Here is a 26,853-nt window from a genome sequence, read left to right as displayed (position 1 = left end):
AATCGCCATTTACCCTAAAGTTCACCCCTCCCCCTTTATAGTTAAAAAAAACCTACTTGGCTGGTCTTATGAACCAAAACGGGTGTTTCATGTATATAAGCAATGAAATGCCATGGGGTTCATTTTAATTTGGCTAAACAAACGGTATACATAATGGAGCTTAAAACAAATTCGAATAAAAAGTCAAAAGTCAAGCTTAAGGGCTTGGACAAAACCCAAGTTGGTCTGCTGAAGAACAACCAAATGTCCCTGTCGGCATTTGTTGGATTGCTCAGTGGCTCGGCAGGAACCATGGCTTTTGGATATGCAAAAGAAAAGTTCGCAACCCGGGATGAATCCGAAAGTGAGGAGGACATTGATGAAGTAGACCTCGTGGAAGATCCTGAAATGTACGAATACGAAGTGCCAACCTCGGTGGAGTTTGCCGATACGGTTTCTGACGAAATGTCCTTTGGGGAAGCCTTTAAGACTGCACGCGAAGAATTGGGCCAAGGTGGTTTTTTCACTTGGAGGGGGCAGCACTATAATACCTACACCAAGGAAGAATGGGACGCTTTTACAGATGAAGATAAATCCACTTTTTTCAAAGTTTTCAGGGAGAACACGGATTTTGAAAACGGAGAGGCAAGAAGAAACGATGATTCCAATGGTGATGAGGCGAATGGCCATCAAGAAAACCCGGAAACAGAAAACGAGGAAAAACCCTCCTCAGAAGAAGCCAATGATGAGCGGGAAGAGGTCGCTTTGGAAGAAATAGGAACGGACGAAGAAATTATCGACGGTTTAAATGATGGGGAGGCATATGCCGAAGAGGACAATTTTGGTGAGGATATAACATAGGATCATGAAGAGTTATTGCATTGTTTTATGGATACTGATTTTCAGTTCGGTCTCCTGCAAATCCACCCAAAGCTACTCCCTTGGAGAAGAATTTAAAATTTCCCTGGAGGGTGAAGGTGATGGTGGATTCGGATGGAACATGGAAAAAATACCCGAAATACAGATTGTGGATTCCACAAACCTCGGCAAAGAAAAAGAAAATGGACTGTACCAATATTCCAAAGTGTACACCCTAAAAGGGCTTAGCAGGGGAACATATTCGCTAAGATTCAATAAAATACGGAGTTTTCAACCCAACCTGATTTTGGATGAAAACCGAAAACAAATAGAAATAAAAATCAAAAAATAGATATAAAATGAGACCTTGGATCATAGCACTGCTATCTCTATTGTTCCTAACGGAAATGCCAGCCCAAAATAAGGGGATGGGCCTAATTCCGATGACCCCGGAAGAAAAAAAGGAATTCGAAAAATTAAGGGCAGATTTTATAGGTGCCGGTGAGCTGTTGTACGATGCGCTCCTAACGTCCTACGGCGATGAAAAAAGCGCAAGGTTCGACCTGCGCGATGTCAAAGGAGTTACCGAAATAAAAGATCAATTCGATTGCGGATCATGTTGGGCCTTTTCCACACTGGCCGCATTGGAGTCAAGCAGCCTATTGATCAACAAAAAGAAGATGGATCTTAGCGAGCAGCAGCTGGTTAACTGCATCTCCAAAAGTAGGGGTTGCAACGGAGGCCATCCCGAAGGTGCCCTTCAAGAACTTTTGAACTATGATAAGGGCGTTGTCAGCGAAAAGGAAATTCCCTACCTGAATACCAAAGGCAACTGTGCCTTGGTACAGAGTTCTCCGATAAAGGTTTCCAACTGGGGCCAGCTGGACGACAATGCCTCCATTGGTGAAATTAAATCGGCCTTGGTCAAACATGGAGCACTGATAGCGGCATTAAATGCAAGTTCCACTGCCTTTCAAAGATATAATAGTGAATCGGGCATTCTTCAAGACAACAACACAGGAAGGGTTACCCATGCCATCAATATTGTAGGTTGGGATGATGGAAAAGGGGCTTGGCTCATCAAAAATTCCTGGGGGGAAAAATGGGGCCATCAGGGATTTGGCTGGGTCAAATATGGCAAACAGGATCTAAAAAGAATAACCTGGGCCGATGTTAAGCGTCTGGACGAAAACTACGAAGCCCCAGTATTTACCGAAAAGGACAAGTACACCTTGAACATTGCCAGCGTTCTGGGCTCCATTCAGGATTATCAAAATTTAGGGGTATTTATTGATGGAGGAAAAAAGGCCTATAAATTTGGAATGAACAAAAAGAACGTGAAATACAACAACAAGATAAAACTGACCCCGGGAACCCATAGAATTATGATTCTCACCTACTCCATTATTTCAAAAAATGGCAAAAAAGCCGCTTTGATCGGACAAACTGAGAAAAATATTGTCATGGACGGGGATAAATCCTTCAGGATATCCTATGGGAACAGAATTAAAGACCCCAATGTCTTTCTTTTGAACTTAAAAGAGGATAATATTAAGGTAAGAAATTAAGTAAGGTAGCATGACCCGGGAAGAGTTTTACGATAGATATCAGTACGACAACCGCAAAAACAAAATTGGCGGGGGTGCTTTTGGTACCGTGTACCGGGCGTATGATCGAAGGTTGGATCGGGAGGTTGCGGTAAAGGTCCAAGAAATAAAGGATATAGAGGGAAAGGAATTTTCACTTCAATCCGAATATGATGCCATCAAAGCGCTGGACGACCATCCCAATATTGCCAATTACGAAAGTGTACATCGCTATTCGGATGGCCCAGGAGTATTCGACTATGGCATTATGCAGTTTTATCCCTTGGGAAATCTTTCCAGCTATCTTAAAAATACGGAGGCCGATGAAGTTGAAAAAAGCAAAATACTGGTACAGATCCTTCAGGGGATTGCCTATTTGCACCATAAGAAGGTAGTGCACAGGGATATCAAGCCCGGGAACATTCTGGTCGTGAACAGACCGGGAGAGGGAATCATTCCCAAAATAACCGATTTTGGTTTGAGCAAACTGGCCGAAATAGATGACTCCCATAGCCTGTTCAAAAACAGTTTTGCTGGGGGCACGGTTGAATACAGCTCCCCAGAGCAGCTTAGGGGCTCCCATATTAAATTCAATACGGACTTGTGGAGTTTTGGCATCATTATTTTTGAGGTTTTTACGGGCAAGACCCTGTTCGACCCTGTTGGCCATGCCGAAGGCACGGCCGGAAAACAAGGGGAAATCATTCAACAGATCTTTAAAAAGGATTTTAGCGACGAGTTCAACAAACTTCCGGAGACCTGGCAACCCATTGCCAAATTATGCCTCCAGCGTAATCCAAACGATAGACCTTCCACGGGCAAGGATCTATTGCGAAGTTTACCAATAGATCTCTATAACCTTGAGAAAGATATTTTTCTTAAGGAAAATGCCAACAACACAGAAGCGTCTAAAACCAAGATTTTGGACGATCAGGAAACGGTAACGGCAATTTTGTCCATCGATGATGGCGCCGAGGATAAAACAATCATCATTGACCACGCAGAACTTGAGGGTATTTCGGCCGAGGACAATGACCCTGTGACAACCGAACCCGTGAACAAACGTGGAGGGGGAAATAGAAAAATATGGGCCATTGGAATAGCGGCAGCGGTTTTGGCGGGAATCGTCATTGCAATTATGCAGTTTGGAACAACCAACAAAGGTGCCTCCTATCTGGCCATGGTTACCGAAAATGGGAAAACGGGATATATCGATTTCAACGGTGATGCCGTCATAGCGCCGAGCTACCAAGCAGGATTATACTTTAGTGAAGGTCTTGCCCCGATCAAAACATCATCGGGTTGGAATTATATCGATATCGAGGAAAAACCCATCATCAGTGGAAACTTTGCCTTGGCCACCCCCTTTTCGGATGGTCTGGCCCTGGTAAAAAATGGGGATGATTGGTTTTATATCGATAAAAAGGGCAACAAGGCCTTCGATCAAAACTTTAAGGCTGCCAAATTGTTCGCCAACAATAAGGCACCGGTACTGACCGATTCTGGATGGGCATTTATAGACAAGGATGGAAATCCGGTTTTTAACCAAGAATTTGAAGCGGCCAATTCGTTTTCTAATGGACTTGCCGCAGTAAAAAAAATGGGGAAATGGGGCTTTATTGATGGGTCTGGAAAACAAGTAATCGGTTTTAACTACCTACAGGCCGGGGACTATGCCGAAGACATGGTCGCTGTACTCAACACCGATGAAAAATGGGTCTTTATCAACACGGATGAAGAAGTATTGATCGATCGTCAATTTGATAGGGCCAAAAAATTCTCCGAGGGAATGGCAGCAGTACGTTTGGGTGATAAATGGGGATTCATTGACAAAAAAGGAAAGCAGGTAATCGATTTCACATACGAACGAACGGGAAGTTTCAAAACTGGCTTTGCTCCGGTAAGGACCAATTCCAAATGGGGATTTATCGACAAGTCGGGAAAGGAAACCATTGCAACCAAATTCAGCGCCGTGGACGAATACAAAAAAATAAACTAAAAAAGAACCATAATTAAACCATAATGAAAATGAAGAACAATCTTATAACCAAAGTATACCCCATATTGTTTATTGCAATTATGATGGGTTCGATGTGCTGCCTTGCGCAACAAAAGGGCAATAAAAAAACCACCTTGGGACTATTGACCTTCAATGCCCTGGACATCGAGGATTACAGGGAGGCAGCCCTGCTAACCAACACATTGAAACAACTGTTTGTGGAGTCGAAAAAGTACGCTCCCTTAGATCGTTCAAGTTTTGAAGAGACCTCGGCTATCGATGATGAATTGGAAATGCAAAAACGGATTGAATTCATCAATGGGGTTGTTGCCAAACAGGGTGTACGAAAAGGGGCTCTTTTTCTGGTCGGTGGAACTTTGACGGCAGTGGAGTATCAAGAAATGAAAAACGGCTTGCATTGCAAGATGACATTTAGCATAAATATTACCGATGTGGCAACCGAGGAAATTATAGCCTCCAAAACCTTTAAACCATCGCCAGTACCCCCTATTTCGCCAGATGGTATTGATTCCATTACCTCAATGGCAACTCGAGTGACCTTATGGCGGAATAAGTTAAACAATTTTATAATCGAGAACACCCCGTTCTATGCCCAAATAGAGGAATTGGAAAGGGATGGAAAAAACACCAATATTTTACTGAAGGTTGGAGAGGCCCAAGGCGTTGGAAAGGGGAGCCGATTTGCAATTTTTAAGGTGAAGCGATACGATGATGGATCTATTAGAAAACTGGAAATAACCAAATTTTCCATTAACGATGTTCAAGGGGATTATTCTACTGGGAAAATTCCAAAGAACAAAGTGGCAGAACTGAAAGAATTAATGGAAGACCCCGATGTAGAACTGATTTGTCAAGAAGTGGAATGTAAATTCTGCCCAGGCAAAATAATAAATTGAGTGGAATGAAAAAGACAATAATAATTATGGTCTCCGTCCTTTTATCACTGGGCGCCCATGCCCAAGATAAAAAGAGCGATAGGATTATTTTGCCCAGCATCATGATCCTTCCGGGAAAAAAGGCCTTCAAAAATTTGAATGATAACAAAATCCCTTTCAACCTAAAAGTTGGAATGGCAGCGGTTAACGATGCCTTCAAAAATTTCGGGTTTGACACCAAGGATTTTGAGGCCGCTTACAATCAATTACTGAGGACCGGTAAGCTTAAGGATTGTGATCGATGCGAACCCTTGGAATTGTTGTTTGATCAAGCTGTTGCCGATGTATTGGTGGAACTCGAAATGGAATATGTGGAGACACCGCATGGTAACAAGGTCACTGTAATCGTGGAGGCGTACCATTATTCGTCTTCTACATCTTGGGCCAGCGAGGTTTGCGAATCCCGTTACATTAGGTCACCAGACATTAGTGCGTTGACCAAAAATGCGATAAACATGGTCAATTATGCTGATAAGAAAGGTAATGATCTGTCTTACATTGATCATTTTATGCTTGAAATCGTGGACTATCTGGACCGGTGTGTCGAATTTGGGTCGATTGCCAATATTGAATTCACCATAGATTCTGCCGCCGATTGCGATATGAATTGTAAGATCCCGGAAGCCGACAATGCGCGATTGAAATATGTGATCGAAGATTGGTTGGAAGCAAATGCTAAAGATGGGTATTATAGAATACAGACCAGCACAGCAAATCAACTTACAGTTGACGAGTTCCGATATGAATGCAATATGAGAACGAGTAGAATTGAGCGGAAGCTCACTCGATTTTTTGACGATCTGGGATTGGATTTCGAGATTAAAACTGGTAGGTCGTCCATTTTTGTAAAAATCCTTTAAGATGAAAAAAGCACTTATTATAACGTTATTAATGGTTATGGGCGCTGTAAATGCTCAAGTTGAGGACAACAGTGGCATAAAACTGGCGGTTCTTCCCCCTTCACTTTCCATAGAAGGTCTAAATGCCAGGCATTTGGGAAAAATCAGGACCAAAGTGCAGCGTATGGTATCCCGACATGGGATAATCAGCACAGATTATGTCAACGATTTTGTGGTATATCCGGAATTTGAAATATATGAGGATGATGTAATTCCCGGAAACTTTGGGAGTAACCACCATATTGTTGCCGAGTTGACCTTTAAGGTCCAAAATATAAAAACCGGTGCGTTGATCGCCTCCTCCTATCCATTCGAATTGGAAGGTATTTCCATGAATAGCAGGGCCGATGCCATTACCAAAGCCATTGGTTCGATCAAGACCAGTGGTTCAGAAATCGATGGGTTTGTAACCCGGATAAAACAAAAAATCACGGAATATTTTAAGGCCAATTGCCGGAATATCTACAATGAAGCTTCGGCAGAATTAAGAAAGGGTGATGTTGAAAAGGCCATCAACCTCCTCTGGAGCGTTCCTGTAAATGTATCTGGGAGCTGCTATAGCGACATTGAAGCCTTGCTGGACCAAGCTTATGTGATGTACAACAACAGGCAATGCCAGGGCGTAATTGCAGAGGCCCAAGAGGCAATCAAAAATGAGGCATTGGATTACGCCAGAAGCCTTTTGTCCAGCATTAAGTCTGACTCCGTCTGCTTCGATGAGGCCCAAACCATATTGAATTCCTTGAAAAAATCGGATACTCCCTCTCCCCCTGCAACCAAAAAAGAAACAGCCGAAAGGGTCCAGGCCCGTAAGAAAAAAGTAGTGAACGATGTTTCCAGGTCCACGGCCCAAAAAGACGACAAAGAACAACTTTGCGCTATGGGTATTGGAATAGATTGTGATTAATGCGTCACGAAAAAATCAATAGATCCGAAACCCAAAAACATCCCCCTTTTTTGGGTTTCATACACTAAAACCAAGGTTCCAGACAATAAAAAACAACTTCCATACTGCATGAACTGATATTTGGTCTAGAAATCAATGAGAACCAAAAATCAGAAATCATGAAAAATCAAGTAAAACTATTGTTTGTATTCCTACTGTTAAGTGGAATTTTCTCTTCCGCTTACGGACAGGATTCCAGAGTAAAGAATTATGCCTCCCAAATGGCTAGAAAACTAATGAAATCTACGAGTCCGAACACGGGGTACAACCCGCATTATTACATCTACGATGTCGATTACAGCTTCTTTTCCCAGAGCTATACCATAAAAATGAGCGCTATCTGGAAGGGAAAATTGTGTCTATTGTGCGAAGGAGAGGAAACTTTCGAGATAAAAGGAAGGCTTACCGTAAAAAAAGATGGCAGTTCCTACAATTTTTACGAGACCGACAGAAATAGTGCTGTAAGGGGGGCACTTACCCCCTCCAAAATTGAAATGTACGGGGTGTTGATTGACTCTTTTGCTGAAACCAACACCAGTACCAGTAGCTACACCAATACCAGTACCTACAACTATAGTAGCAGTTCCAACAAACGTCGGATTTACGTAAAAAACGATTGCAACGAAACCATAAAGATTGCCATCAGGTATCGCTATAACGATGATGATTGGGCCACAAAATATTGGTTCGAGGTAGAACCCAACAAAGGGTCGTACCTATACTTTAGCAATGGCAACAAACTAAGTTCCAACAATGGCATCGTGTACGTTTATGCACAAAGCTACAGCTACTCTTGGAGCGGAGACGAGTCCAGAAAAGTAGGTTCCCAATACTACGATATGAGAAAATATGACATGAACATAGACGCTGATGGAGACTATGTGGTGAACCTAAACTGTAACAACTAGTAAACGATATTATCATGATAAAAGACACCATTGAAAGGGAAGCTGGTTTTGGGAGCTATGAGTATATAAAACATATAGGCGGGCAGCCGTATCGGGTGGCATTTGATGAACAGGGCAGATATATGGGAATTGATACCATAAATGTAAAGGAAAGCAGTTTAGTCATTACCCATGTTAGTTTCAAAGATAGATATGGACCTTATTTCGATGATATTTCTGAGGAAGCATTTTATGAAGCCTGCAATACCAGGGTATTGATGTACAAGTTTCAGCTAAAAGTGGATCATTCTGAACTGGATGTATATCAACATGTATTTATGACCTATTTCCTATATGAAGGCAATCCAGTTCGCGTTGTTAGCCATAGACCCGATGGGTTTTACAGAATGCATGTTTTGGACATTGACAACAGAAAACTCGGAGAACATATAGGGAATATGGATAAGTCCGATTTTAAGGCACAATACCGGGAGATATCTGAAAATGAGTATTACCAATTGATCTTGGACAAACTTTGAATCGGACTTCCCTTAACAACCGAATCTTACCTTATACCATTCTCTTTACCAAACTATAGCGGCCATCCAGCTCAACATGATGATTTTCATGGCTTCCAATTTTTGTCCCTGGAAGGAGCGAAACGCTTGCATCCTGATCCAGTTCCAAACTTGCTCCAAGCACCTTGATTCCAATTACATACAACAAAACCCCCATTTCGTGAATTAACTTCAGAGCTTCGCTCCTACCGGGGATACATTTGGTTTAAATCTAAAAATCAAAAACATGTATCTCAAAATTTTAACCTTAGTCGCCCTTCTTTCAGCTAATTTTTTACAAGCCAATCCAGAACCATGTGGCTGTTCCAATACCAACGTACAATCCATTTTCGAACACGGTTGGAACATTGTTGAAACCCAGCCGCAAAAAGGGTATGCCCTAATCCTAAAAGACCATTTTGGCGTCAAAACCTCCGAGGAGGTAGCCATGGTTTCCTTGCGCAAAAGACCCTTGGCCTTTTATGATGATGGTTGGCTCTATGAATTCACGGTTACGGAAAATGGGCAGCAGCACCTGGTTTACCTCATCAATAATAATATGCAATCGGTGTTGTTGCAAAGACCCAAGAAGGTTGCAGCCTTCTTTAAAGATCATCCGCCTGTTTTGTCCTCCGATTTGGCCGTATTGGAATTTTTGGTGGTAAAAGCCAGTGAATGGAATAGCTCCAATAACGCTCCAAAAATGTTGTTCTCACCCGAGGGTCTTCCAAAAGATCTAGTGCAAAATGGCTTGCACATTTCTTCTCCAAGAGTGTTTCATCAGGGTTCCAAAACGTCCTTGGTCCAAGCTTTTGTTACCATCAACCAAGGGGTATTCTCCGCCGTTTACGAAATCGGACATAATGAACACAGCGTAGCGATGAAGGACTCCTTTAAGGTCGCCAATTTGGAAAATTCCAATACTTGCACGCCTTCATATACCAATAATGGTGTTTCATACATTGATTTAAGATGAATCAATGGAACGTCAATAGATTTACTTCATAATAATAACAAAATCAAGTATTTATAGTCATGAGAACCCTATTCACAATTATCGGATTTCTTTTGTTGAACGCAAGTATCACCCCTAAAATGGATTCCATTCCGGTTCGTGAGGTTTTGGTTGATGGCAATGTTGCCACCAACTTTAACCAAATACCAAATGACAACGGGAAACCTAAAATGGTGGTCTTTTATAGCTCCCAACATTGTGGGCCATGTCTGGATCAACTAGAGTCCCTTCAAGATTCCATAGCGGTACTCGAAACTAATTACCAATTGGTTTTTGTGGACAGCTGGACATTGGGTAAGGCAAAACATCAACAAGATTCCCAATATGCCATAAATTTTTATGAGAACAGCTTAAAAACGGAGCACTCTATTTTTCTACTGGATCCAGAGGACAAATTGTTGCTTGATTTTCAACAGAAGGAGACTTTACAGTATGGCCTGCCCTATATGGCAGTACAAAATGCTGGCGGCTTCTGGGAAAACACCTCATTTGATCTATTGATGCACACAAACATTTAACTATGAAAACCCTACAAAACAAGCTATACCTATTGCTCCTTTTGATCGCTGCCTTCGCACATGGCCAAGAGAGTACAAAAACATACTGGGCTTTTGCCAACTTTTACAGTGGCGGTACAAATGAGGAATGCCGTAAACTATTCATGACACCGGTTTTTAACTTACCAAAGGCCAATGCAACCAATTACGAAAAGTTCGAAGATCTTATCAAGGAAGAACTATCCGCTGCACTAAGTGAAAACAATTTTGAGGATGAATCCACGGGACGGATTTATGTGAGAACCTATACGTCTGAAGACTTGGCCAACGAAGGCTGGCAACAAAGAAATGATCGGGAAATTAAATTGGCTTTGAGAACAGACTATAGGGAATATTGTGAACCACAAGTCTTGGATTGGAACTATACCGGCAAAGCCTTTAAAGAGGATCTACCCTACTCACTTTTTGAGGACGGTTGGAAGAAAATCGACAGTATCCCTGAGAAAATTTCCATGCTACAACTGCTTGGGAAGCTAAAAGGTAAAACAATTGATCAGAATGAAAATGCATACACCGTTCGAAAACGAAAAATGGAGATTTATAAAAACGGGGAACTCCTTGAATATTCCAAAAAGACTTCCGAAACAACGGCCCATTTGGACTATGTGCTCAAAGCAAACGATTCCAGCATACTGTTGCATGGCAAGGTCAATAAACTAAGCAAAAAGCTAAAGGAAGCAAGGCCCTTTTTATTCAATGACCGTGATGTAATTGAATACTTAAAACTCATGGTGAACATAGTTCATGACAAAAAAAACAATAGGTATACCCTGGTTACCCAAAAAAGGTTGTTCCAAGAGAATTTTGCTTTAAGGCAAAAGGAATTGGACTGGACTTTTACCCTTAAAGACCCGAGGGTACTTTATGACGGCAAAAACGAATCCTTGATAAGCGCATTTATTCTACGAAAAGATGCCTTGTGCCTAGGTGTTTTTAGCATCAACAGAGTGGATGGGGACATCGATATTAAAGATATGCACATCCTAAAAACAGGACTTGACTATGATGCGGGAATTGGTTCTGAAAATGGAATAAATATTAACCTTTCTAAAACAAATTAAAATGGCAAGCAAGATATGTTCGTACTGCAGTGGAGCAGGCACCGTCACCGATTACAGCAGCAAAAAAATGGTAAGTGCAAGTTATTATGCTTACGACCAAAAACTGTGTCTCACTTGTGGGGGAACCGGATACTTGAATGTTCCCGACCCTCCCACCTATACCAAACCTACCCCAAAACCGGCTAAGGCAAAAACTACGCCCAAGAGTACCAAAAAATCCACCTCAACCAGTTCTGGTTCGGGCACCAAGGATTTCTTCACCTTTTTAGGTTTAATCGCTGGTGCTATCCTAGGATTTCAACTGGGAGAAGGAGATTGGATTGTGGTACTGATAAGCGCCGGAATTGTGGCAGCCCTGTCCAGGGCCATGTATAAAATCATCATTGCTATCATTGTCCTAATCGTTTTATATTTCATTTTTACAGCCTAATGAAACAGAAAAAATTCGGCAAGAAGGTCCAAAACTGGCACAAACCATACAATCCAAAGTATCGGTTAAGTCAGCGTGGTTTTAAACTCAAAAATGATAAAACCTCGCTTAGCGAGGAACTGGATACCTATTTTACAGAAGAACCCAATCATGAGTATGACTATGGGTGGAATTATCTTCAGGATCCCATGGCGGATGTTTACTACTATGAGGAAGGATGGGATTGTTGTCGTGATTGCTATTACAACCATATCGGCCTTGGAGTGGAATCCGATTTCTGTAATTACAACTATCACAAGCTGTATGAAAGTGTAATCCATCAAAACACCCTGGAGAACCTTCTTGATCCAGAGAAAATACAGCGGTTGAAAAAAAACATCACCGTAGAAACCGAACCAACCACACCCGGAAACAATATTGAAGAGCGAATTTATCAGCATATCAAGGGCATTACCAACCTCAATGGGAAAATGGATGAATATGCGCACCTGTTGAGAAAAATGGTTGGGGACCAAGACAATGTACGGGTACTCAAAAATAATATTGACCAAGAATTTGCGGAATTTGTAACCAAATGCGCAGTATTGTTTTCTCCCTTTTGGCTTCGAAAACCCCAATCGTACCCCCAACCCACAAAAACCTACATTTTTGATCACGTTTTTGCCCATTACGACTACCCTTTGTTCCTGCTTTCTTGTTGGTACGAAGAACAATATGAAATGCGCCATAGTGAACTAAAATTTAAATGGATCACTTGGTTATTGATCATAACCCAAGGAGGTAGCCTAAAACGGGCAGCCCAATTATTTGGCTGGAATATCCATAGCAAGTTCCAACATTACCTGCTCCAGGTTCCCGACCAAATTAGATACCCCAAAGAAGCCTGTATCTATACCGAAATCTTGAGATTGGGAGGTAGTCATATCACTTTCGAAAGAGTTATGGAAAATAGGTCTTTGGTAATTGACCCAACCGAAAATAGGTTCAACAAAACCTATTTGAACTTCTGGTACCAAACCATGAACTGGCTCATTACCCATGAGGAGCTTATCGATGATTTTGAGAGCGACATTATACTGGCATGGGGTGTCCACAGATATACCGAAAGCGAATTAGGAGACGAACGTATTTTTTCTTGGAAAGGCCGAAGCCTACAAAGTATTTTGGCACAAAGTAGGGAATATGCTGAGGAAATGAACCGGGACAATTACCGCGGTTATCAATATACCTGGAAAAGCCATGGGCTGGATTGGACCTATAAGGAGGAAGAGGATATTTGGGAGATCAAGGAGCTAAATTCCGGCAAAGCGCTGTTTCAAGAAAGTAAGCTAATGGGGCATTGCGTACGCACCTATGTGAACAAATGTGTTTCCGGTTCCTCAGCCATTTTCTCCCTCACAAAAAATGAAGAAAAAATGTTGACCGTAGAAATATCCCCAATTTCATTGCGGATTATACAAGCTCGGGGGAAATTCAATAGATTGGCAGAACCCCATGAAAAAGAGATTGTACGCTTATGGAGTGAAACCATCTTAAGCCCGAGTAGACCGATTTAGCTATTCCTCGACTTCTTTCTTACTACAATGCAACCTTTAAATCGGTACGCTATTAGTACCATTCCATGTTATGGGTTCTACTTTAGGGGGTCTGTACACTAAAAGGAAAGGCCGAAATTCCTTCATTTTGGGTTTCCGATTTACTTCCTACACCAAAACCCCTGTTTCATAAACATTATTCGACCTCCCCTAATCGGGAAAATTACTTTCACAGTAACAATTAAAGCAAAGCGCTTTTGAAACCATTCTTGGATCATTTGCGGCAGTGATGATCCAGGTAGTACTGCCGATTTCATGATAAATCAAAATCAACAAAAAAATGAAATCGTTAATCGTATTGCTTTTTGCCCTTGTGGCGTTGGGGTCTGTTTCTTGCACCCACGAGCCTATTGAGAATGAAATGGATTCAGTCGTAACTGACGTAAACCAAAAATTGGAAATTGAGGCTTCAACAGGAAACACTGGAACTGGGAATGATGATCCTGAAAAATGATTAAAAACAGTTCCTGACGGAAATACTTTTCCGAATTATCTGAGGAAGTGGGCAAATATTTGTCCACTTTCTTTAATTTGTTTTAAAATAACAAGAAATGAAACGGGTTCTTTTCACAGCAATTATCACATGTTTGGCATGCGTGGACGAACCTCCCCCCAATCAAGCCAAAAATTCCGATACTACCAGTGCACGTTACACCGTGGCCCAAGACGAAAATCTTGCAATAGGTGACCGAATTAAGATTTTAAAAGATGTGGTCGAAAATTCCTCCGAAAATGATACCATTACGCCATACGCACTTTACTCGTTAAGCCGGAATTATTACCGTTTAAAACAATATGATAGTACAACATACTATGGGCAAGTACTCATCGCCGGTGGAAAATCTAGGCATACCCTTGTAAACACAGGTAAATATTATCACCTATTGGGGTTTTACCATGAGCAAAACACTTCCAAATTCGACAGTGCCTACTATTATCACGACTTGGCTAAAAGAAGCTTTTTACAGGCGGGGGATAGCTCCAGGGCCTTCGGGAGAATGGTACGATTGGGGTACATACAGCGATTTCAAGGGGATTATTTTGGGGCAAAGGAAACATTGACCGCCGCTCTATCCCTACAATCATCGAATGTGGATGACAACCAATTGGCCAATCTGTTCAACGAACTGGGAATTGTGAACATGGAGCTAAAAAACTTGCCCGAGGCCCAAAATTTTTACTCTAAGGCCATAGCGCAAACGGACTCCGATTTGGATCGCTTGGTATACCAAAACAATTACGGCGTAGCGCTTTTGGAGTCGAGTCAGAATGCAAGTGCGGCAAACACGTTTAGAGCCATTCTGCGCGATTCCCTGATTCACAAAGATTCTGTGCAATTGGCAAGGGTGACCCAAAACTTGGGCTATTCTCTATGGAAAAACCATGAACCTGGGGTAATGCCCTTTTTTCAGAACGCCTATAATATCAGTTCTGAAATCGATGATTACAATGGACTCATTTTTAGCCATAAAAGGTTTGGCGAATATTACCGCACCATCTCCCCTGAAAAGGCCAAGGAGCATTTGACACAATCAGTGCAATTGGCCAAAAAAATAAAGAGACCTCGGTTGGAATTGGATGCCTTGGAGCTTCTTACCCAAATCGCTCCCAACAACATCCGCTATAAAAACCGTCTTATTGGTCTTAAGGATAGTCTGTACAATCAAGAACTAAAGGTAAAGACCCAATTCGCCTATTTAAAGTACCAAGATCAACAGGAAAAGGAACAATTGCTAAAACTAGAGGCCGAAAAAGCCAAACAAGAGGCACAATTGGCACGTCAGGAAACCCAAAAGTTACTCTTCATTGCTACTGGAATCTTCCTGATCATAATGGGTACGTTGCTTTACTACTTCCTCAAGCAAAAACACAGAAAGGAGAAATTAAATGTGGTATATAATACGGAAAAACGGATAAGCCAAGATTTACACGATGGTCTGGCCAACGACATTTTTGGCTTGATCACACAAGTGCAAAGCGAACCACAACAAGATATGGGCCTTCTAAATAGATTGGAATCAATCTACGAGGCTTCCCGAAGAATTTCACACGAAAATTCAGCCCTTAGAACGGGGCAGGGATTTGAAGATGAACTCAATGGACTGATCAATACCTACCAATACAACGGTACCACCATTATTACCCAAGGTGTGGCCGAAATCAACTGGTCCAGAATGAATCAGCACAAGTGCATCGTGGTACACCGCTCGCTAAAGGAGCTATTAGTAAACATGAAAAAACATGCCCAGGCCAGTTTGGTGTTACTGAAATTTGAGGATGAAAGTGGTAAGCTGCATATATCCTATAGTGACAACGGCGTAGGCATTAACCCCAAAAGCATCAAGGGGATAGGCATCATAAATACGGAAAACCGTATTAAAGCCGTCGGGGGCACATTTATTTTTGGAGGGAATGAAGGAAATGGGGCAAAAGCCAAAATCTCCATTCCATTTTAAGAAGTGATTGGTATGTTTAGCAGAGTACTTGTGGTCGAGGATTTGGATACCGTGGGATATGGCATCTCTATGATGCTACAAAAGGAACTGGGCGTAAACGAGGTAGTCCTAACGCAATATTGCGACGAGGCGTACTTAAAATTCAAAAAAGCGCTGCTTCAAAATAAGCCCTTTGAATTATTGATCACAGATCTCTCTTTCGTTAGGGACCATAGACCTCTTACCTTAAATTCAGGCAGGGCCTTGATCGAAAAAATTCGGGAACAAGGGCACAATATTCCAATTATCGTGTGTACGGTTGATGAAAAACCTGCCATGGTGAAGCAATTTGTAAACGAGCATAAAGTCGCTTCCTACATTCTAAAAGGCCGGGATGGATTAAAGGATTTAAAAACAGCCGTTTCAGAGGTATTTGCGGGAAGGCAGTTTTTCTCAGAAAAAATCGAAAGGGTGGTCAATGGAAAGTCCGTATTCGAAATTCAAGAATTTGATGTCTCCTTATTGCAAAACTTGTCCGAAGGACTTACACAGGATCAAATTTCCGTATCGTTCAAGACCAATGGTATCACACCAAATAGCTTAAGTACCATTGAAAAACGCTTGAACAAACTAAAGGACATTCTCAAGGCCAAAAACAATGTCCAACTCATTGCAATCGCAAAGGACTTGGACCTGATCTGATTTCAATCTTCCATTGCCGGAACAGCATAACATTTGTACAAGATTTGGTTAAGAAATCCTCATTTATGGAAAACCGTAAACACATGTCGGTTTACAGCAATAGGTTTGTGGCTTAGACAGTCTAGCTAACTGCTCTAATACATGGGACAGGGAGGCTATACGTTTATTAGTATTTTATCAAAGACCGCTCTTGGGGGAGAGCGGTCTTATAATTTTAATACATCTCGCCGCTATTGCAGGCAAAATGCAGACATTGTCCCTGTTTATCCGAAGGCTTTTACCGACCAAAAAAATAGATAAATCTTTAGCTTTTTCCGATAAAATGAAGATTTCATCCCATTAATCCCATCTTCCGTTCCTTTGACCATTTGTTTGGAGCAAATGTCGAAGTATTCAAAACTTTACCTCAAAATTATACCCAAATGAAAACTATTGCCTACACCTTAAAAAAGGAGTTTGCTTCTCCTCAAAACCGAACAGCAGCCATTAGCTGTCTAATTATTTCCATCACTGTGTTCTTTATCATGGCAGTGATTAATAGAGAGGTTTTATTATAATCCATTATTACTTGTAAAAAATCCAAAGTTTTTGATTCAAAACCCGGATTGGCTTAAGCCAATGGAATTTTTGGGCACTTAATAGGTCGCATTGCACAAAATTGCGCGGCTTTGTGAACCCAGACCTTTTTTATTTTCCCTAATTTTAGAGTTGAACGGTCCAAACACTCTGGATTTCAATGAAAAAACAGCTCTATTATGGAATTGCAGCAATCGTTGTTTTGACGCTTGTTGGGTTACTGTGGAATAAAATCAAGCCGACAGACCGTGTGGATTTTGCCACCCAAGTCAAACCCATTCTCAACAAAAAATGCATCAGCTGTCATGGAGGGGTCAAGAAAAATGCAGGATTTAGTGTTCTTTTTGAGGAAGAAGCCCTAGGAAATACGGAAGCTGGAAGACCGGCAATCATTCCTGGAAATGCATCGGCAAGCGAAATGATCAAGCGCCTTAAGGAAAAGGACCCTGAACTTCGTATGCCCTATGAGCAGGAACCGCTCTCGAATGCAGAAATCGAATTGCTTTCCGAATGGATAGATCAAGGAGCTCAATGGGGGGCACATTGGGCCTATTCCCTTCCTACCCAAGTGGATGTTCCTGCACCTCCGGCCCTGGCCGGATTTTCATTGGAAACCGAAGATTTCATTCAGAACAATATAGACAACTTTGTCCTCGCCCGAATGGAGGACACCCAAATGACACCAAATCCCCATGCGGAAAAGCACACTATTGCCCGCAGGGTTGCCTTGGATTTAACAGGCCTACCGCCAGACAGCACCCTTTTTCAAGAATTCGTTGCAGATAAAATCACTTACGAGAGTTTTGTGGACAAGCTTTTGTCGCGGTCGTCTTACGGAGAAAAATGGGCAAGTTGGTGGTTGGATATGGCTCGGTATTCGGACACAAAAGGTTATGAAAAAGATGGGGGAAGGAATGTCTATCCCTATCGGGATTGGGTGATCAAGGCTCTTAACCAAGATATGCCCTACGACCAGTTTACCACAGAACAATTGGCAGGAGACCTCTTGGAAGAACCCTCTATGGACCAACTTATTGCAACTGCCTTCCATAGAAACACCATGAACAATGATGAGGGGGGAACCGAGGACGAGGAATTTCGTGTCGCTGCCGTCATTGATCGAGTAAATACCACTTTTGAGGTATGGCAAAGCACCACCATGGGCTGCGTGCAATGCCACAGTCATCCCTATGACCCCTTTAGATACGAGGAGTTTTACAAACTCATGGCGTTTTATAACAATACCAGGGATGAGGATATCCCCAGCGAAGCGCCCACCCTAAAGTTCTATTCCGAGAATCAAAAGAAACAAGTTGAAAAAGTGGTGGAATGGGTTGCCAAACGTGGAGATAACGCTACCGCTAAGGCCTACAACAAATTCCTAAGTTATAACGAGCCGGTTTACAACGCCCATACTTTGACCGATTTTAAAAACGGTTCCTATGATGATCATGCCTCCTCCATTTTATGGGATGACGGTTCGTGCAGGTTGGCTAATGTGACCACAGGAGATGCAACCGCTTTATTTCTCAAATACAGCTCTGGGGTCAACGGTACAGTAATGACCATTCGTAAAAACAATGCTGAAGGAGAAGTCCTGGCCCAAATGCAAATCAATAAGACGAAAGGGAGCATTATTAGAAAAATCCCATTTGCCAAAACCGAAGGAGTCTATGATTTGTATATCGAAACCAATAACGATCAGGTAGCCAAAGAGGTAAATACGGTCAACATTTACTGGATCGGGTTGCTTCCTGATCTTCCAGGAAAGGGAACCAATGGTTATGCGCGCATCGAGAATTCGGTGGTGGACCTTCTTAATGCCACTACCCCCACCGTACCCATTATGATCGAGAATCCTCCTCACATGCAACGTACCAACCAACTCTTTGAGCGGGGTAACTGGTTGATGAAAACCGATACCATTGCGCCCGCTACCCCTGAGGTTCTAAATCCATGGAATCCCGACTGGCCCAAAAACAGACTCGGACTCTCCAAATGGTTGGTGAGCAAAGAGAACCCACTAACAGCCCGTACCTTGGTCAACAGGGTATGGCATCAGATATTTGGTCGTGGATTGGTGTCCACGGTAGAAGACATTGGCTCGCAGTCCGACCCACCTTCGCATCCTGCCCTTTTGGATTGGCTCGCGCTACGCTTCATGAATGAACACCAATGGAGCATAAAGGCCTTGGTCAAGGAAATTGTAATGTCTGGCACCTATATGCAAGAATCAATTGCAAGTCCGGAAGCCTATGAAATTGACCCCGAAAACGAGTTTTATGCCAGAGGGCCCAGACTGCGCCTTAGTGCAGAACAAATCAGGGACCAAGCCTTGGCTGTTTCTGGTCTTTTAAGTTCCAAAATGTACGGACCTGGCGTAATGCCACCACAGCCCGATGGGGTTTGGCAAACCGTTTATAGTGGAGCACAATGGAAGGAGAGTAAAGGGGAAGACCGTTATAGAAGGGCAATTTACACCTATCTGAAACGCACCAGTCCTTACCCTTCCTTTTTGACCTTCGACGCAGGAAGTCGGGAAGTCTGTACCATCAGAAGGACGACCACCAACACACCACTCCAGGCATTGGTGACCTTGAATGACCCCGTCTACCTTGAGGCTTCCCTTGAATTGGCTAGACGTATGAATATATCAGAAAGTCCAACGGAGAATATTTCAGTGGGATACGGTTTGGCTACCTATTCAGAAATCACCCCGGAAAAGCTTGAAGCCCTGACCCATTTATATAATACTTCTTTAGTGGAATTCGATAACGGTGCGGAAAACTCGCCTTTTTACCACTTGCAAAAAAGACCTGAAAAAGAACTTGCGGCCTTGGCCGTAGTAGCCAATGCAATAATGAATCTCGATGAGTTTTTAACCAAATCATAGCGATGGACAATCTAGAAGCGCTCATAAAAGAACACCTCAACAAAGAGGCACAATCCAAGACCCGAAGGCATTTTATCAAGAGCTGCTCCAGTGGACTTGGAGGTCTGGCATTGGGTTCCATGCTCATGGGATGCGAGTCCTTTTCAAAAACAGGCTCATCCAGCAATAGGAGTTTTTCGGAAAGGGATTTAAACCCTCTGGCCACAATCCCTCCTCCCTTCAGTCCCAAGGTTAAATCCGTGATTTATCTCCATATGGCAGGTGCACCCTCCCAATTGGAAATGTTCGACTACAAGCCTAAACTTCTCAAACTTCATGGTCAAGATTGCCCACAGTCCTTGCTGGAAGGTAGAAAGTTTGCCTTTATCAAGGGTACCCCAAAACTGATGGGGCCTCAAGCTGAATTTGTACAAGAAGGGGAATCTGGAAATTGGGTGTCGAATTTTTTACCGCATTTTAAAAATGTAGTAGACGAAGTCGCTTTCCTAAAGGCAGTCCATACGGACCAATTCAACCATGGACCCGCCCAATTGTTCATGCATACCGGGAGTGCGCGATTGGGGCGTCCAAGCATTGGGGCTTGGGCCACCTATGGATTGGGTTCCGAAAACCAGAACCTTCCCGGATTTGTGGTTCTCACCTCCGGCGGGAAAACCCCAGATGCGGGAAAAAGTGTATGGGGAAGTGGTTTTCTGCCATCGGTCTATCAAGGTGTACAATGCCGGTCCAAAGGAGATCCCGTGCTCTATATTGAAGACCCTGAGGGTATATCACGAAATTTAAAAAAGAGCACCATTGATGCCATCAACAAAATAAACAAGGAAGAATACGCCAAGTATGGAGATCCAGAAATCTTGGCCCGTATCAACCAGTATGAAATGGCGTATCGCATGCAAATTGCCGTTCCAGAGGTCATGAACATCAACGATGAGCCTGAAAATATAAGACGGATGTATGGCGTAGAACCGGGTAAGGAATCCTTTGCCAACAACTGCCTCCTTGCCAGAAAATTGGTGGAAGAAGGGGTTCGCTTCGTTCAATTGTTCGATTGGGGCTGGGATAGTCACGGGGTGGTCAAGTCCGGATCTATTGATATGGGTCTACGGAATAAATGCACACAAATAGATCGTCCCATAACCGCACTGATACTGGATCTTAAACAAAGAGGACTTTTGGACGAAACCTTGATTGTTTGGGGAGGTGAATTTGGTAGAACCCCCATGCAAGAGAACCGGGGAAACAAAAAAATGCAGTTCAAGGGTAGGGATCACCATGGTGATGCCTTTACCATGTGGATGTGTGGTGGAGGTATTAAAAAAGGTGCCTCGCACGGACAAACGGATGACATTGGTTTTTCTGGAGTAGAAGGAAGGGTCTCCGTACACGATGTGCATGCCACCATATTACATCTCTTGGGCTTTGATCACGAACAATTTACCTTCGAATTTCAAGGAAGGCCCTTTAGATTAACCGATGTGGAAGGCTCCGTAATCCATGAAATATTAGCATAACCCAAATCAAATCAACCTTGAAAATGAGAATAATTTACCTCTTTATATTTCTAATCTCCTGTACTATCACCTACTCGCAAGATAGCCCGCAATTGGTATTTTTTCAGACAGATTGGGGACGCCAGGTTTCGTGGGATGAGTTTTGCAAACAAACCAAGGAAGCGGGCTATAACGGCATAGAAACTTGGTTACCAGCGGACCAAAGCAGTCAACAAAAATTAAAGGAAGCGCTTGAAAAATACGATCTTTTAGTGGGGTTTTTAAATGGCACGGACAGATCGATTCCCTTTGAGCAAAGCCTGGAAAAGTACAAGCGACAATTTAGCGTGCTCATTGCCTGGAAGCCAGCTTACATCAACTGCCATACGGGTAGTGATTTTTTTAGCTTTGATCAGAACAAGGCTTTTATAACTGCCGCCAACAATATTTCCGAAGCAAGTGGTATTCCCATTTATCATGAAACGCATCGGGGCAGATTCAGCTTCAATCTACCGGATACACAATCGTATCTCAAAGCAATCCCCGATTTAAAGCTTACCCTGGACATTAGTCACTGGATGGTAGTCCATGAATCTTTGCTGCAGGGAAAGGATGCAGCATTGGAAACCGTTGTGGACCGTTCGCATCACATTCACGCACGTATTGGACATGCCGAAGGTCCACAGGTGAATGACCCCAGGGCCGGGGAATGGCAAAAGGCTTTGGAACGGCATTTGGATATCTGGGAAAAAGTGATTCGCCAAAAATGGAAGCAAACAGGAAAACCCTTTACTGTTACCACGGAGTTTGGTCCCCCAAATTATATGCCGACCCTACCGTACACCCAATTACCTGTATCCAGTCAATGGAAAGCGAACGTTTTTATGATGGAATCCCTTAAACAAAGAATGAACATTGAATAGTCTCAAATTTTCATGGAGGTATTAACGCAGTTGTTGGGACGGCTTCACCCCGTAGTCGTACATCTACCCATTGGATTTATTATCGCCGGATTGCTCTTGCACTGGACGGATCGCAAGCAGCAGCAATTGGGTAAGGTAATTCCCGTATTATTTTACTGGGGCGGGCTCAGTGGGGCCTTGGCATGTGTGTCCGGTTACTTTCAATATTTGGGGGAAGGATACCTGTACGACACCATCAAATGGCACTTGTGGATGGGAATAGCCACCACTTTGTTCTGCTTTTTAATGATGTACCGCTTTAAAGAGGCCTCCTTTTTAAAGCCTATAAACAAGATACCTCCTACAGCGCTCACCGTCTTGTTTTTTGTGCTCATATCCATCACCGGACATCTGGGAGGGAATATCACCCATGGCAAGAATTTTTTAACCGAACCACTACCAAATTCCGTCAAAAACTTTTTGGGCCTCCCAACCTATGAAAAAAAACAAATCGTGCTCCATGAGGAGGATTGGCAGGATGCCCAATTGTATGATGAAGTCATCCAGCCGATTTTAACAAACTCCTGTGTAAGTTGTCACAGCGACAAAAAAATGAAAGGTGAGCTACAACTCCATACTATTGAGGGTATTCTCAAGGGAGGGGAAAGCGGATTGGTGCTAGAAGCAAGCAATGCAGACGAAAGCGACCTTTTTGTGCGAATGAACCTGCCCAGGGATCATGAAGACCACATGCCCCCAAAGGACAAGAGTCAACCTAGCAAAGCTGAAGTCGAACTTATTAAACAATGGATAAATGTAGGTCATCCTTTTGACCAAACCATCGGGGAATCTGGTTTGGACAAGGACTATTTCCTTGCATTTTTTCCTAAAAAAATAGAGGTTAATTACCCTGATGTACAGGTGAGCCAGGCACATCCAGACAGTATTCAGGCCATAAAGCAATTTGGGATTCATGTAGAACCCATAAGCAAGGTCACACCGTATTTGCGGGTTTCATGTATTAATCAACCCAACTTTACAGACTCGGATTTTAAGGTGTTGTCGGCCATTTCGGCACAAACTGCTATCCTGGATTTGGGAGGCACGCAGGTTTCCGATTCCATTTTTGGGAGACTTGGGCAGCTACCCCAATTAACCGTCCTAGCTTTAGATCATACCCAGATTACGGGAGAGGGTATTGACCAGTTGCAGTCCCTGCAGCATTTGAAATCCATAAACCTTTCCCATTCCAATTTTGAAGAAAGCCATCTATCGGCCTTGTCCGAACTCAAATCGCTTCAGAAACTGTATCTCTATCAAACCAACGTACAGCAAAACAATGATGGCACATTTCAAGAAAAGGGAATCCAAGTGGACTATGGGAATTACGAGGTACCCTTTTTGCCCACCGATTCCATTGTGTACTAAAATTGGTACTTTTATCCTCTTTAATCCACAAAAAAGTCGATGAACTGGTTACGTTCGGTTATTTACCAACCCCAGATAAACTGGATTCTTAGAAATGTTTGCAAGTTGTTTTCGGTGTTGATACCAGAACACTTAAAATTGCATCCATCCGGTTCAATTAAAGTTCGCATTGGAGGTTCTAGCTCATTTATGCTGAAGACGAACCCAACCAGCTACATCACCCGTCAAATTTTTTGGAACGGACCAATGGCCTTTGAGTACACCCCCATCTTTAAAGACCTTATAAATAAAGTGGATACTTTTTGGGATATCGGGGCGAACATTGGGTACTACAGCGTATTGGGGTCTACTGTAAATCCCCAGCTAAAAGTTCGTGCCTTTGAACCTTCAGAAGGACCAAAAAAATATCTAGAAGAGAATATCCGCCTGAACGGGCTATCGGGCCAAATCCAATTAGAGCCCATTGCGCTATCCAATTTTAAGGGTGAAATTGAGTTCCATCAAATTGTAAACCCAAAATTTCCGTCGATGCCCAATTTATCCGGGGAGCACAATATGGGCACAAAAAAGAATCTTCCAGCTTCCAAGGTCCAAGTGAAAACCTTTCCCTTGGATGATTATGTCCCATCCCAGGAAAAAATCGATCTTATAAAAATTGATACTGAAGGTGCCGAAGTAGAAATTCTTAAGGGAAGTATCCGCACCATTACTGCACACCAACCCATTATCATCGTTGAGACGTTATTCAATAAAAATGAAGCGGCAATCGAGGCAATTTTAAAGGATTTGGGGTATGCATTTTACAACCACACCCAAAAGGGATTGCAAAAAACCGAAACCTTGATCAGAAGTGAGGATGATGGGGTTCGCGACTGTTTTTGTGTAACTCCGTCCAAAAAATCACTTATCGAGGAGTTTGTGGTGAATTAATGAATCAAATTCCCAGACAGTTATCTTGCTTGTAAAACACCGAGGTGCACCACATTTTGGAGTTTATGGGCCCCAATCCATGGAAATCCAAACGTTTAAATCCATTGTCGATTAAGAACTGGTAGCCTTCGTTGTACTCTTCCCGATCCGAATTGTCCCAAAGGATCACCCCATTATCCTTGAGCGCGCCCAGGGAATTCAAGCAACAGTTTACCCTGTCCCTGCCATCCAAAATAATGACGTCAAACGCTTTCTGGTAGTTCAATATCTCCATGGAATACGCTTTGGACTCCAAATCCCTCCAAAGATATTCCACCTTTGGATTAGCGGTTATTTTGGCAAACATGGAATCGTACCAAGCCTTGTGGTGCTCCACCGATACCACAGCACAGCCCTTCTTTGAAAACCAAAGGGTAGAGTTTCCACTGCCATACTCAAAGATTTGCATTTCCACCTGTATCCTATCCTTCAAAAAGGCCATGAAACTATAGGTGAACCAAGGCAATTCCCCACCCTTTTTATCAACCGGCTTTTTGCCTTTCACACTTTTGTTCCAGCCAATTTTGGATAAAAAGTTCTTTTGAAGCAGGTAGTTGGCCATAAGCAATCGGCCAATGCTGGTAAAATCAAAAAGTCTTGAAATAAAACGTTGTATGGGATTCAATGGTGTGAACAATCGATTTAACTGTTGCAAATCTATGCCATCCCATTGAAATGGTTCCCATTTGGACCAAAAATATGGAATCGCCTATTGTTGCTTTGCCAGTTGTAGTGCCGCTGTTGTTGTATAGTATTTTGTAATCATATTGGGGACCTCCCAATCCGGGAGTTTGCCAGCTTTCAAAAATTGGAGATACTTTTGGGTTACTTGGCCAAAGTGAGCTTCATGTCCCACTTTGTATTGCTCAGGTATCGCTACCTTCCACAACTTATCTTCCAATTTTTCGAGGCCCAGCCCCGGAAATTTCTTGGCCAGCTCGTCAATGGCCACCTGTAGATCTTCCGTTGTAAGTTGGTTGTCTTTGGACGCAAGGTACAAGGTAGGTTTATACGCTTCTTTTGCCCCTTGTTCTATGATCAAATCGCATTTGGAACCCCTCATAATGGAATAATGGGTATCCTTGGCACCCTCGGGAGCCTTAAAATTCCAGATTACAGAGGCTTTGGCGTGTACGCCCTTAAGTTTGTAAATGATCTCCCCATTGCTATGGACTTTTAACAGCTCCCCATCCACATCTTTCTGGAGATACGCCGGATAGGTATCCAAATGGGTAACGCTTTTGAACATTTCAGGAGTTAAATCAGTGGTCCAACGACGAGCGGATACCAGTTCCACATCATCCTTGGAAAGCACTTGACCGGGAAAAGCCTCCCATTGAATCAAATCCACCAAATGGGTGTTCACATCCACAATCCCTTCGCCTTGCTGTGCCGTATCGAAGAACCAGGCAGGTCTAGTTAAAGGTTTCCCGGCCACAAGCTTGGAAAAGTGATGTACACTTTCCTTGGTAATTGCTGGCTCTTCAGGGCTTCCTTCAAGAAGTTCTCCGAACACCGATGGGATTTGCGACAACGCTCTTTGCAGCATTGTGGTGATCTCATAACGTTCGGTCATAATGTCGTAGAGCAATACCCCTTTATCCTCCGCAACCTGAAACGCTTTTTCCAACTGCTGAAATCCTTCCGCATCAATGGCCATGGGTTTATCGGCCAAAACGTTTACCCCTGCTTCCAAAGTTTTCAGGATAAATTCGGTCTTTTTGGAATTGTTTCCGGAAACATTCATGACATTGCCAGGTTTTTCCGCAATCATTTTCTCGAAAAAATCATCTCCCCTATAAGTGTTTAAATCCCACGAGGTTGGATTTTCTTCCCTGGAATTGAATCCTTCAACCCTCGCCAGATGACCTTCCAAATCATCCCCATCGGGTGCGAAAATGTGCACTTCGGGATTCATTTGGTCGTACATGGTTTTTAAAATCAAGGAAGCATGAAAATGTCCTGGGTCAAGGGTCATTAATTTTACCTCTCCCTTTGCACCCGTAAATTTTTGGGGTTCGACTTCTTTTATATCCTTGGATTTTGGTTCTTGCTTACAGCAAATCAAAAACAAGGGAATCAACATCCATAGTAGGTTTAACTGTCTTTTCATGATTTCGGTTTATCTTTTAA

General features: G+C 42.8%; 25 protein-coding genes. 22 read left to right on the top strand and 3 right to left on the bottom strand.

The window, feature by feature from the left end:
* Window positions 1-153: 153 nt before the first annotated feature.
* From M3P07_RS01145 to M3P07_RS01105, 9 genes are all read left to right on the top strand, one after another.
* Window positions 154-840, top strand: coding sequence for a hypothetical protein (locus M3P07_RS01145; protein ID WP_249968057.1), 687 nt, complete (start codon window positions 154-156; stop codon window positions 838-840).
* A gap of 4 nt (window positions 841-844) precedes the next feature.
* Window positions 845-1,189 (top strand): protease inhibitor I42 family protein, encoded by a 345-nt coding sequence (locus M3P07_RS01140; protein WP_249968056.1) that lies wholly within the window; start codon window positions 845-847, stop codon window positions 1,187-1,189.
* A 7-nt stretch (window positions 1,190-1,196) separates the two neighbouring features.
* Window positions 1,197-2,405 carry a C1 family peptidase gene (locus M3P07_RS01135; protein WP_249968055.1) on the top strand — a complete coding sequence of 403 codons (1,209 nt, stop codon included), beginning with the start codon at window positions 1,197-1,199 and terminating at the stop codon, window positions 2,403-2,405.
* A 10-nt stretch (window positions 2,406-2,415) separates the two neighbouring features.
* On the top strand, window positions 2,416-4,422 hold the full coding sequence (locus M3P07_RS01130) for a serine/threonine-protein kinase (RefSeq protein WP_249968054.1): 2,007 nt from the start codon (window positions 2,416-2,418) through the stop codon (window positions 4,420-4,422).
* 29 nt (window positions 4,423-4,451) lie between these two features.
* Window positions 4,452-5,339 (top strand): CsgG/HfaB family protein, encoded by an 888-nt coding sequence (locus M3P07_RS01125; protein ID WP_249968053.1) that lies wholly within the window; start codon window positions 4,452-4,454, stop codon window positions 5,337-5,339.
* Window positions 5,340-5,344: 5 nt separating this feature from the next.
* Window positions 5,345-6,238 (top strand): DUF6175 family protein, encoded by an 894-nt coding sequence (locus tag M3P07_RS01120; protein ID WP_249968052.1) that lies wholly within the window; start codon window positions 5,345-5,347, stop codon window positions 6,236-6,238.
* Between the two features lies 1 nt (window position 6,239).
* Entirely contained in the window at window positions 6,240-7,184 is a 945-nt protein-coding gene (locus M3P07_RS01115; protein ID WP_249968051.1) for an outer membrane protein assembly factor BamD, read from the top strand.
* 158 nt (window positions 7,185-7,342) lie between these two features.
* Window positions 7,343-8,131, top strand: a complete 789-nt coding sequence (locus M3P07_RS01110) for a DUF1036 domain-containing protein (RefSeq protein WP_249968050.1) — start codon at window positions 7,343-7,345, stop codon at window positions 8,129-8,131.
* A gap of 14 nt (window positions 8,132-8,145) precedes the next feature.
* Window positions 8,146-8,649 carry a hypothetical protein gene (locus M3P07_RS01105; protein ID WP_249968049.1) on the top strand — a complete coding sequence of 168 codons (504 nt, stop codon included), beginning with the start codon at window positions 8,146-8,148 and terminating at the stop codon, window positions 8,647-8,649.
* Window positions 8,650-8,680: 31 nt separating this feature from the next.
* Here M3P07_RS01105 and M3P07_RS01100 read toward each other — a convergent pair whose 3' ends face one another.
* The gene (locus tag M3P07_RS01100) at window positions 8,681-8,845 is read right to left on the bottom strand and encodes a hypothetical protein (RefSeq protein WP_249968048.1); all 165 of its coding nucleotides are present in this window, start codon (window positions 8,843-8,845) and stop codon (window positions 8,681-8,683) included.
* A gap of 69 nt (window positions 8,846-8,914) precedes the next feature.
* Between M3P07_RS01100 and M3P07_RS01095 the strand changes: the two genes are divergently transcribed.
* The 13 genes from M3P07_RS01095 (at window position 8,915) to M3P07_RS01035 (ending at window position 24,681) form a co-directional block, all read left to right on the top strand.
* The gene (locus M3P07_RS01095) at window positions 8,915-9,643 is read left to right on the top strand and encodes a hypothetical protein (protein ID WP_249968047.1); all 729 of its coding nucleotides are present in this window, start codon (window positions 8,915-8,917) and stop codon (window positions 9,641-9,643) included.
* A gap of 59 nt (window positions 9,644-9,702) precedes the next feature.
* On the top strand, window positions 9,703-10,200 hold the full coding sequence (locus M3P07_RS01090) for a hypothetical protein (protein ID WP_249968046.1): 498 nt from the start codon (window positions 9,703-9,705) through the stop codon (window positions 10,198-10,200).
* Between the two features lie 2 nt (window positions 10,201-10,202).
* Window positions 10,203-11,300 carry a hypothetical protein gene (locus M3P07_RS01085; RefSeq protein WP_249968045.1) on the top strand — a complete coding sequence of 366 codons (1,098 nt, stop codon included), beginning with the start codon at window positions 10,203-10,205 and terminating at the stop codon, window positions 11,298-11,300.
* A gap of 1 nt (window position 11,301) precedes the next feature.
* The gene (locus M3P07_RS01080; RefSeq protein WP_249968044.1) at window positions 11,302-11,730 is read left to right on the top strand and encodes a hypothetical protein; all 429 of its coding nucleotides are present in this window, start codon (window positions 11,302-11,304) and stop codon (window positions 11,728-11,730) included.
* Window positions 11,730-13,286 carry a PcfJ domain-containing protein gene (locus M3P07_RS01075; RefSeq protein WP_249968043.1) on the top strand — a complete coding sequence of 519 codons (1,557 nt, stop codon included), beginning with the start codon at window positions 11,730-11,732 and terminating at the stop codon, window positions 13,284-13,286. The genes M3P07_RS01080 and M3P07_RS01075 overlap by 1 nt, the downstream gene beginning before the upstream one ends.
* A 319-nt stretch (window positions 13,287-13,605) precedes the next feature.
* Complete coding sequence (locus M3P07_RS01070; RefSeq protein ID WP_249968042.1) at window positions 13,606-13,779, top strand: hypothetical protein; 174 nt, start codon at window positions 13,606-13,608, stop codon at window positions 13,777-13,779.
* A gap of 97 nt (window positions 13,780-13,876) precedes the next feature.
* A complete protein-coding gene (locus M3P07_RS01065) occupies window positions 13,877-15,781 on the top strand; it encodes a tetratricopeptide repeat-containing sensor histidine kinase (RefSeq protein WP_249968041.1) in 1,905 nt (634 codons plus the stop codon).
* A gap of 12 nt (window positions 15,782-15,793) precedes the next feature.
* Window positions 15,794-16,462 (top strand): helix-turn-helix domain-containing protein, encoded by a 669-nt coding sequence (locus M3P07_RS01060; RefSeq protein ID WP_249968040.1) that lies wholly within the window; start codon window positions 15,794-15,796, stop codon window positions 16,460-16,462.
* A 736-nt stretch (window positions 16,463-17,198) separates the two neighbouring features.
* Window positions 17,199-19,931: a DUF1553 domain-containing protein gene (locus M3P07_RS01055; RefSeq protein ID WP_249968039.1), complete on the top strand. Its 2,733-nt coding sequence runs from the start codon at window positions 17,199-17,201 to the stop codon at window positions 19,929-19,931.
* Between the two features lie 2 nt (window positions 19,932-19,933).
* Window positions 19,934-21,442, top strand: coding sequence for a DUF1501 domain-containing protein (locus M3P07_RS01050; RefSeq protein ID WP_249968038.1), 1,509 nt, complete (start codon window positions 19,934-19,936; stop codon window positions 21,440-21,442).
* A gap of 23 nt (window positions 21,443-21,465) precedes the next feature.
* Window positions 21,466-22,344 carry a sugar phosphate isomerase/epimerase family protein gene (locus M3P07_RS01045; protein WP_249968037.1) on the top strand — a complete coding sequence of 293 codons (879 nt, stop codon included), beginning with the start codon at window positions 21,466-21,468 and terminating at the stop codon, window positions 22,342-22,344.
* Window positions 22,345-22,356: 12 nt separating this feature from the next.
* Window positions 22,357-23,751, top strand: coding sequence for a c-type cytochrome domain-containing protein (locus M3P07_RS01040; RefSeq protein WP_249968036.1), 1,395 nt, complete (start codon window positions 22,357-22,359; stop codon window positions 23,749-23,751).
* A gap of 39 nt (window positions 23,752-23,790) precedes the next feature.
* Window positions 23,791-24,681 (top strand): FkbM family methyltransferase, encoded by an 891-nt coding sequence (locus tag M3P07_RS01035; RefSeq protein ID WP_249968035.1) that lies wholly within the window; start codon window positions 23,791-23,793, stop codon window positions 24,679-24,681.
* Window positions 24,682-24,685: 4 nt separating this feature from the next.
* On the opposite strand, the gene M3P07_RS01030 is transcribed toward M3P07_RS01035, so the two are convergent.
* Both M3P07_RS01030 and M3P07_RS01025 read right to left on the bottom strand, forming a co-directional pair.
* Complete coding sequence (locus M3P07_RS01030) at window positions 24,686-25,357, bottom strand: class I SAM-dependent methyltransferase (protein ID WP_249968034.1); 672 nt, start codon at window positions 25,355-25,357, stop codon at window positions 24,686-24,688.
* A gap of 72 nt (window positions 25,358-25,429) precedes the next feature.
* The gene (locus M3P07_RS01025; protein WP_249968033.1) at window positions 25,430-26,833 is read right to left on the bottom strand and encodes a putative oxidoreductase C-terminal domain-containing protein; all 1,404 of its coding nucleotides are present in this window, start codon (window positions 26,831-26,833) and stop codon (window positions 25,430-25,432) included.
* Between the last annotated feature and the right edge of the window lie 20 nt (window positions 26,834-26,853).

The sequence above is a fragment of the Flagellimonas myxillae genome (assembly GCF_023502235.1).
Taxonomy (GTDB): domain Bacteria; phylum Bacteroidota; class Bacteroidia; order Flavobacteriales; family Flavobacteriaceae; genus Flagellimonas; species Flagellimonas myxillae.
The sequence above is the reverse complement of the archived record's forward strand: the minus strand, read 5'-3'. Positions and strand labels throughout refer to the sequence as shown.

Excerpts from the sequence above, each read along its gene's own strand:
- M3P07_RS01145 (WP_249968057.1), top strand. The coding sequence starts at position 154 with ATGGAGCTTAAAACAAATTCGAATAAAAAGTCAAAAGTCAAGCTTAAG.
- M3P07_RS01140 (WP_249968056.1), top strand. The coding sequence starts at position 845 with ATGAAGAGTTATTGCATTGTTTTATGGATACTGATTTTCAGTTCGGTC.
- M3P07_RS01135 (WP_249968055.1), top strand. The coding sequence starts at position 1,197 with ATGAGACCTTGGATCATAGCACTGCTATCTCTATTGTTCCTAACGGAA.
- M3P07_RS01130 (WP_249968054.1), top strand. The coding sequence starts at position 2,416 with ATGACCCGGGAAGAGTTTTACGATAGATATCAGTACGACAACCGCAAA.
- M3P07_RS01125 (WP_249968053.1), top strand. The coding sequence starts at position 4,452 with ATGAAGAACAATCTTATAACCAAAGTATACCCCATATTGTTTATTGCA.
- M3P07_RS01120 (WP_249968052.1), top strand. The coding sequence starts at position 5,345 with ATGAAAAAGACAATAATAATTATGGTCTCCGTCCTTTTATCACTGGGC.
- M3P07_RS01115 (WP_249968051.1), top strand. The coding sequence starts at position 6,240 with ATGAAAAAAGCACTTATTATAACGTTATTAATGGTTATGGGCGCTGTA.
- M3P07_RS01110 (WP_249968050.1), top strand. The coding sequence starts at position 7,343 with ATGAAAAATCAAGTAAAACTATTGTTTGTATTCCTACTGTTAAGTGGA.
- M3P07_RS01105 (WP_249968049.1), top strand. The coding sequence starts at position 8,146 with ATGATAAAAGACACCATTGAAAGGGAAGCTGGTTTTGGGAGCTATGAG.
- M3P07_RS01100 (WP_249968048.1), bottom strand. The coding sequence starts at position 8,845 with ATGGGGGTTTTGTTGTATGTAATTGGAATCAAGGTGCTTGGAGCAAGT.
- M3P07_RS01095 (WP_249968047.1), top strand. The coding sequence starts at position 8,915 with ATGTATCTCAAAATTTTAACCTTAGTCGCCCTTCTTTCAGCTAATTTT.
- M3P07_RS01090 (WP_249968046.1), top strand. The coding sequence starts at position 9,703 with ATGAGAACCCTATTCACAATTATCGGATTTCTTTTGTTGAACGCAAGT.
- M3P07_RS01085 (WP_249968045.1), top strand. The coding sequence starts at position 10,203 with ATGAAAACCCTACAAAACAAGCTATACCTATTGCTCCTTTTGATCGCT.
- M3P07_RS01080 (WP_249968044.1), top strand. The coding sequence starts at position 11,302 with ATGGCAAGCAAGATATGTTCGTACTGCAGTGGAGCAGGCACCGTCACC.
- M3P07_RS01075 (WP_249968043.1), top strand. The coding sequence starts at position 11,730 with ATGAAACAGAAAAAATTCGGCAAGAAGGTCCAAAACTGGCACAAACCA.
- M3P07_RS01070 (WP_249968042.1), top strand. The coding sequence starts at position 13,606 with ATGAAATCGTTAATCGTATTGCTTTTTGCCCTTGTGGCGTTGGGGTCT.
- M3P07_RS01065 (WP_249968041.1), top strand. The coding sequence starts at position 13,877 with ATGAAACGGGTTCTTTTCACAGCAATTATCACATGTTTGGCATGCGTG.
- M3P07_RS01060 (WP_249968040.1), top strand. The coding sequence starts at position 15,794 with ATGTTTAGCAGAGTACTTGTGGTCGAGGATTTGGATACCGTGGGATAT.
- M3P07_RS01055 (WP_249968039.1), top strand. The coding sequence starts at position 17,199 with ATGAAAAAACAGCTCTATTATGGAATTGCAGCAATCGTTGTTTTGACG.
- M3P07_RS01050 (WP_249968038.1), top strand. The coding sequence starts at position 19,934 with ATGGACAATCTAGAAGCGCTCATAAAAGAACACCTCAACAAAGAGGCA.
- M3P07_RS01045 (WP_249968037.1), top strand. The coding sequence starts at position 21,466 with ATGAGAATAATTTACCTCTTTATATTTCTAATCTCCTGTACTATCACC.
- M3P07_RS01040 (WP_249968036.1), top strand. The coding sequence starts at position 22,357 with ATGGAGGTATTAACGCAGTTGTTGGGACGGCTTCACCCCGTAGTCGTA.
- M3P07_RS01035 (WP_249968035.1), top strand. The coding sequence starts at position 23,791 with ATGAACTGGTTACGTTCGGTTATTTACCAACCCCAGATAAACTGGATT.
- M3P07_RS01025 (WP_249968033.1), bottom strand. The coding sequence starts at position 26,833 with ATGAAAAGACAGTTAAACCTACTATGGATGTTGATTCCCTTGTTTTTG.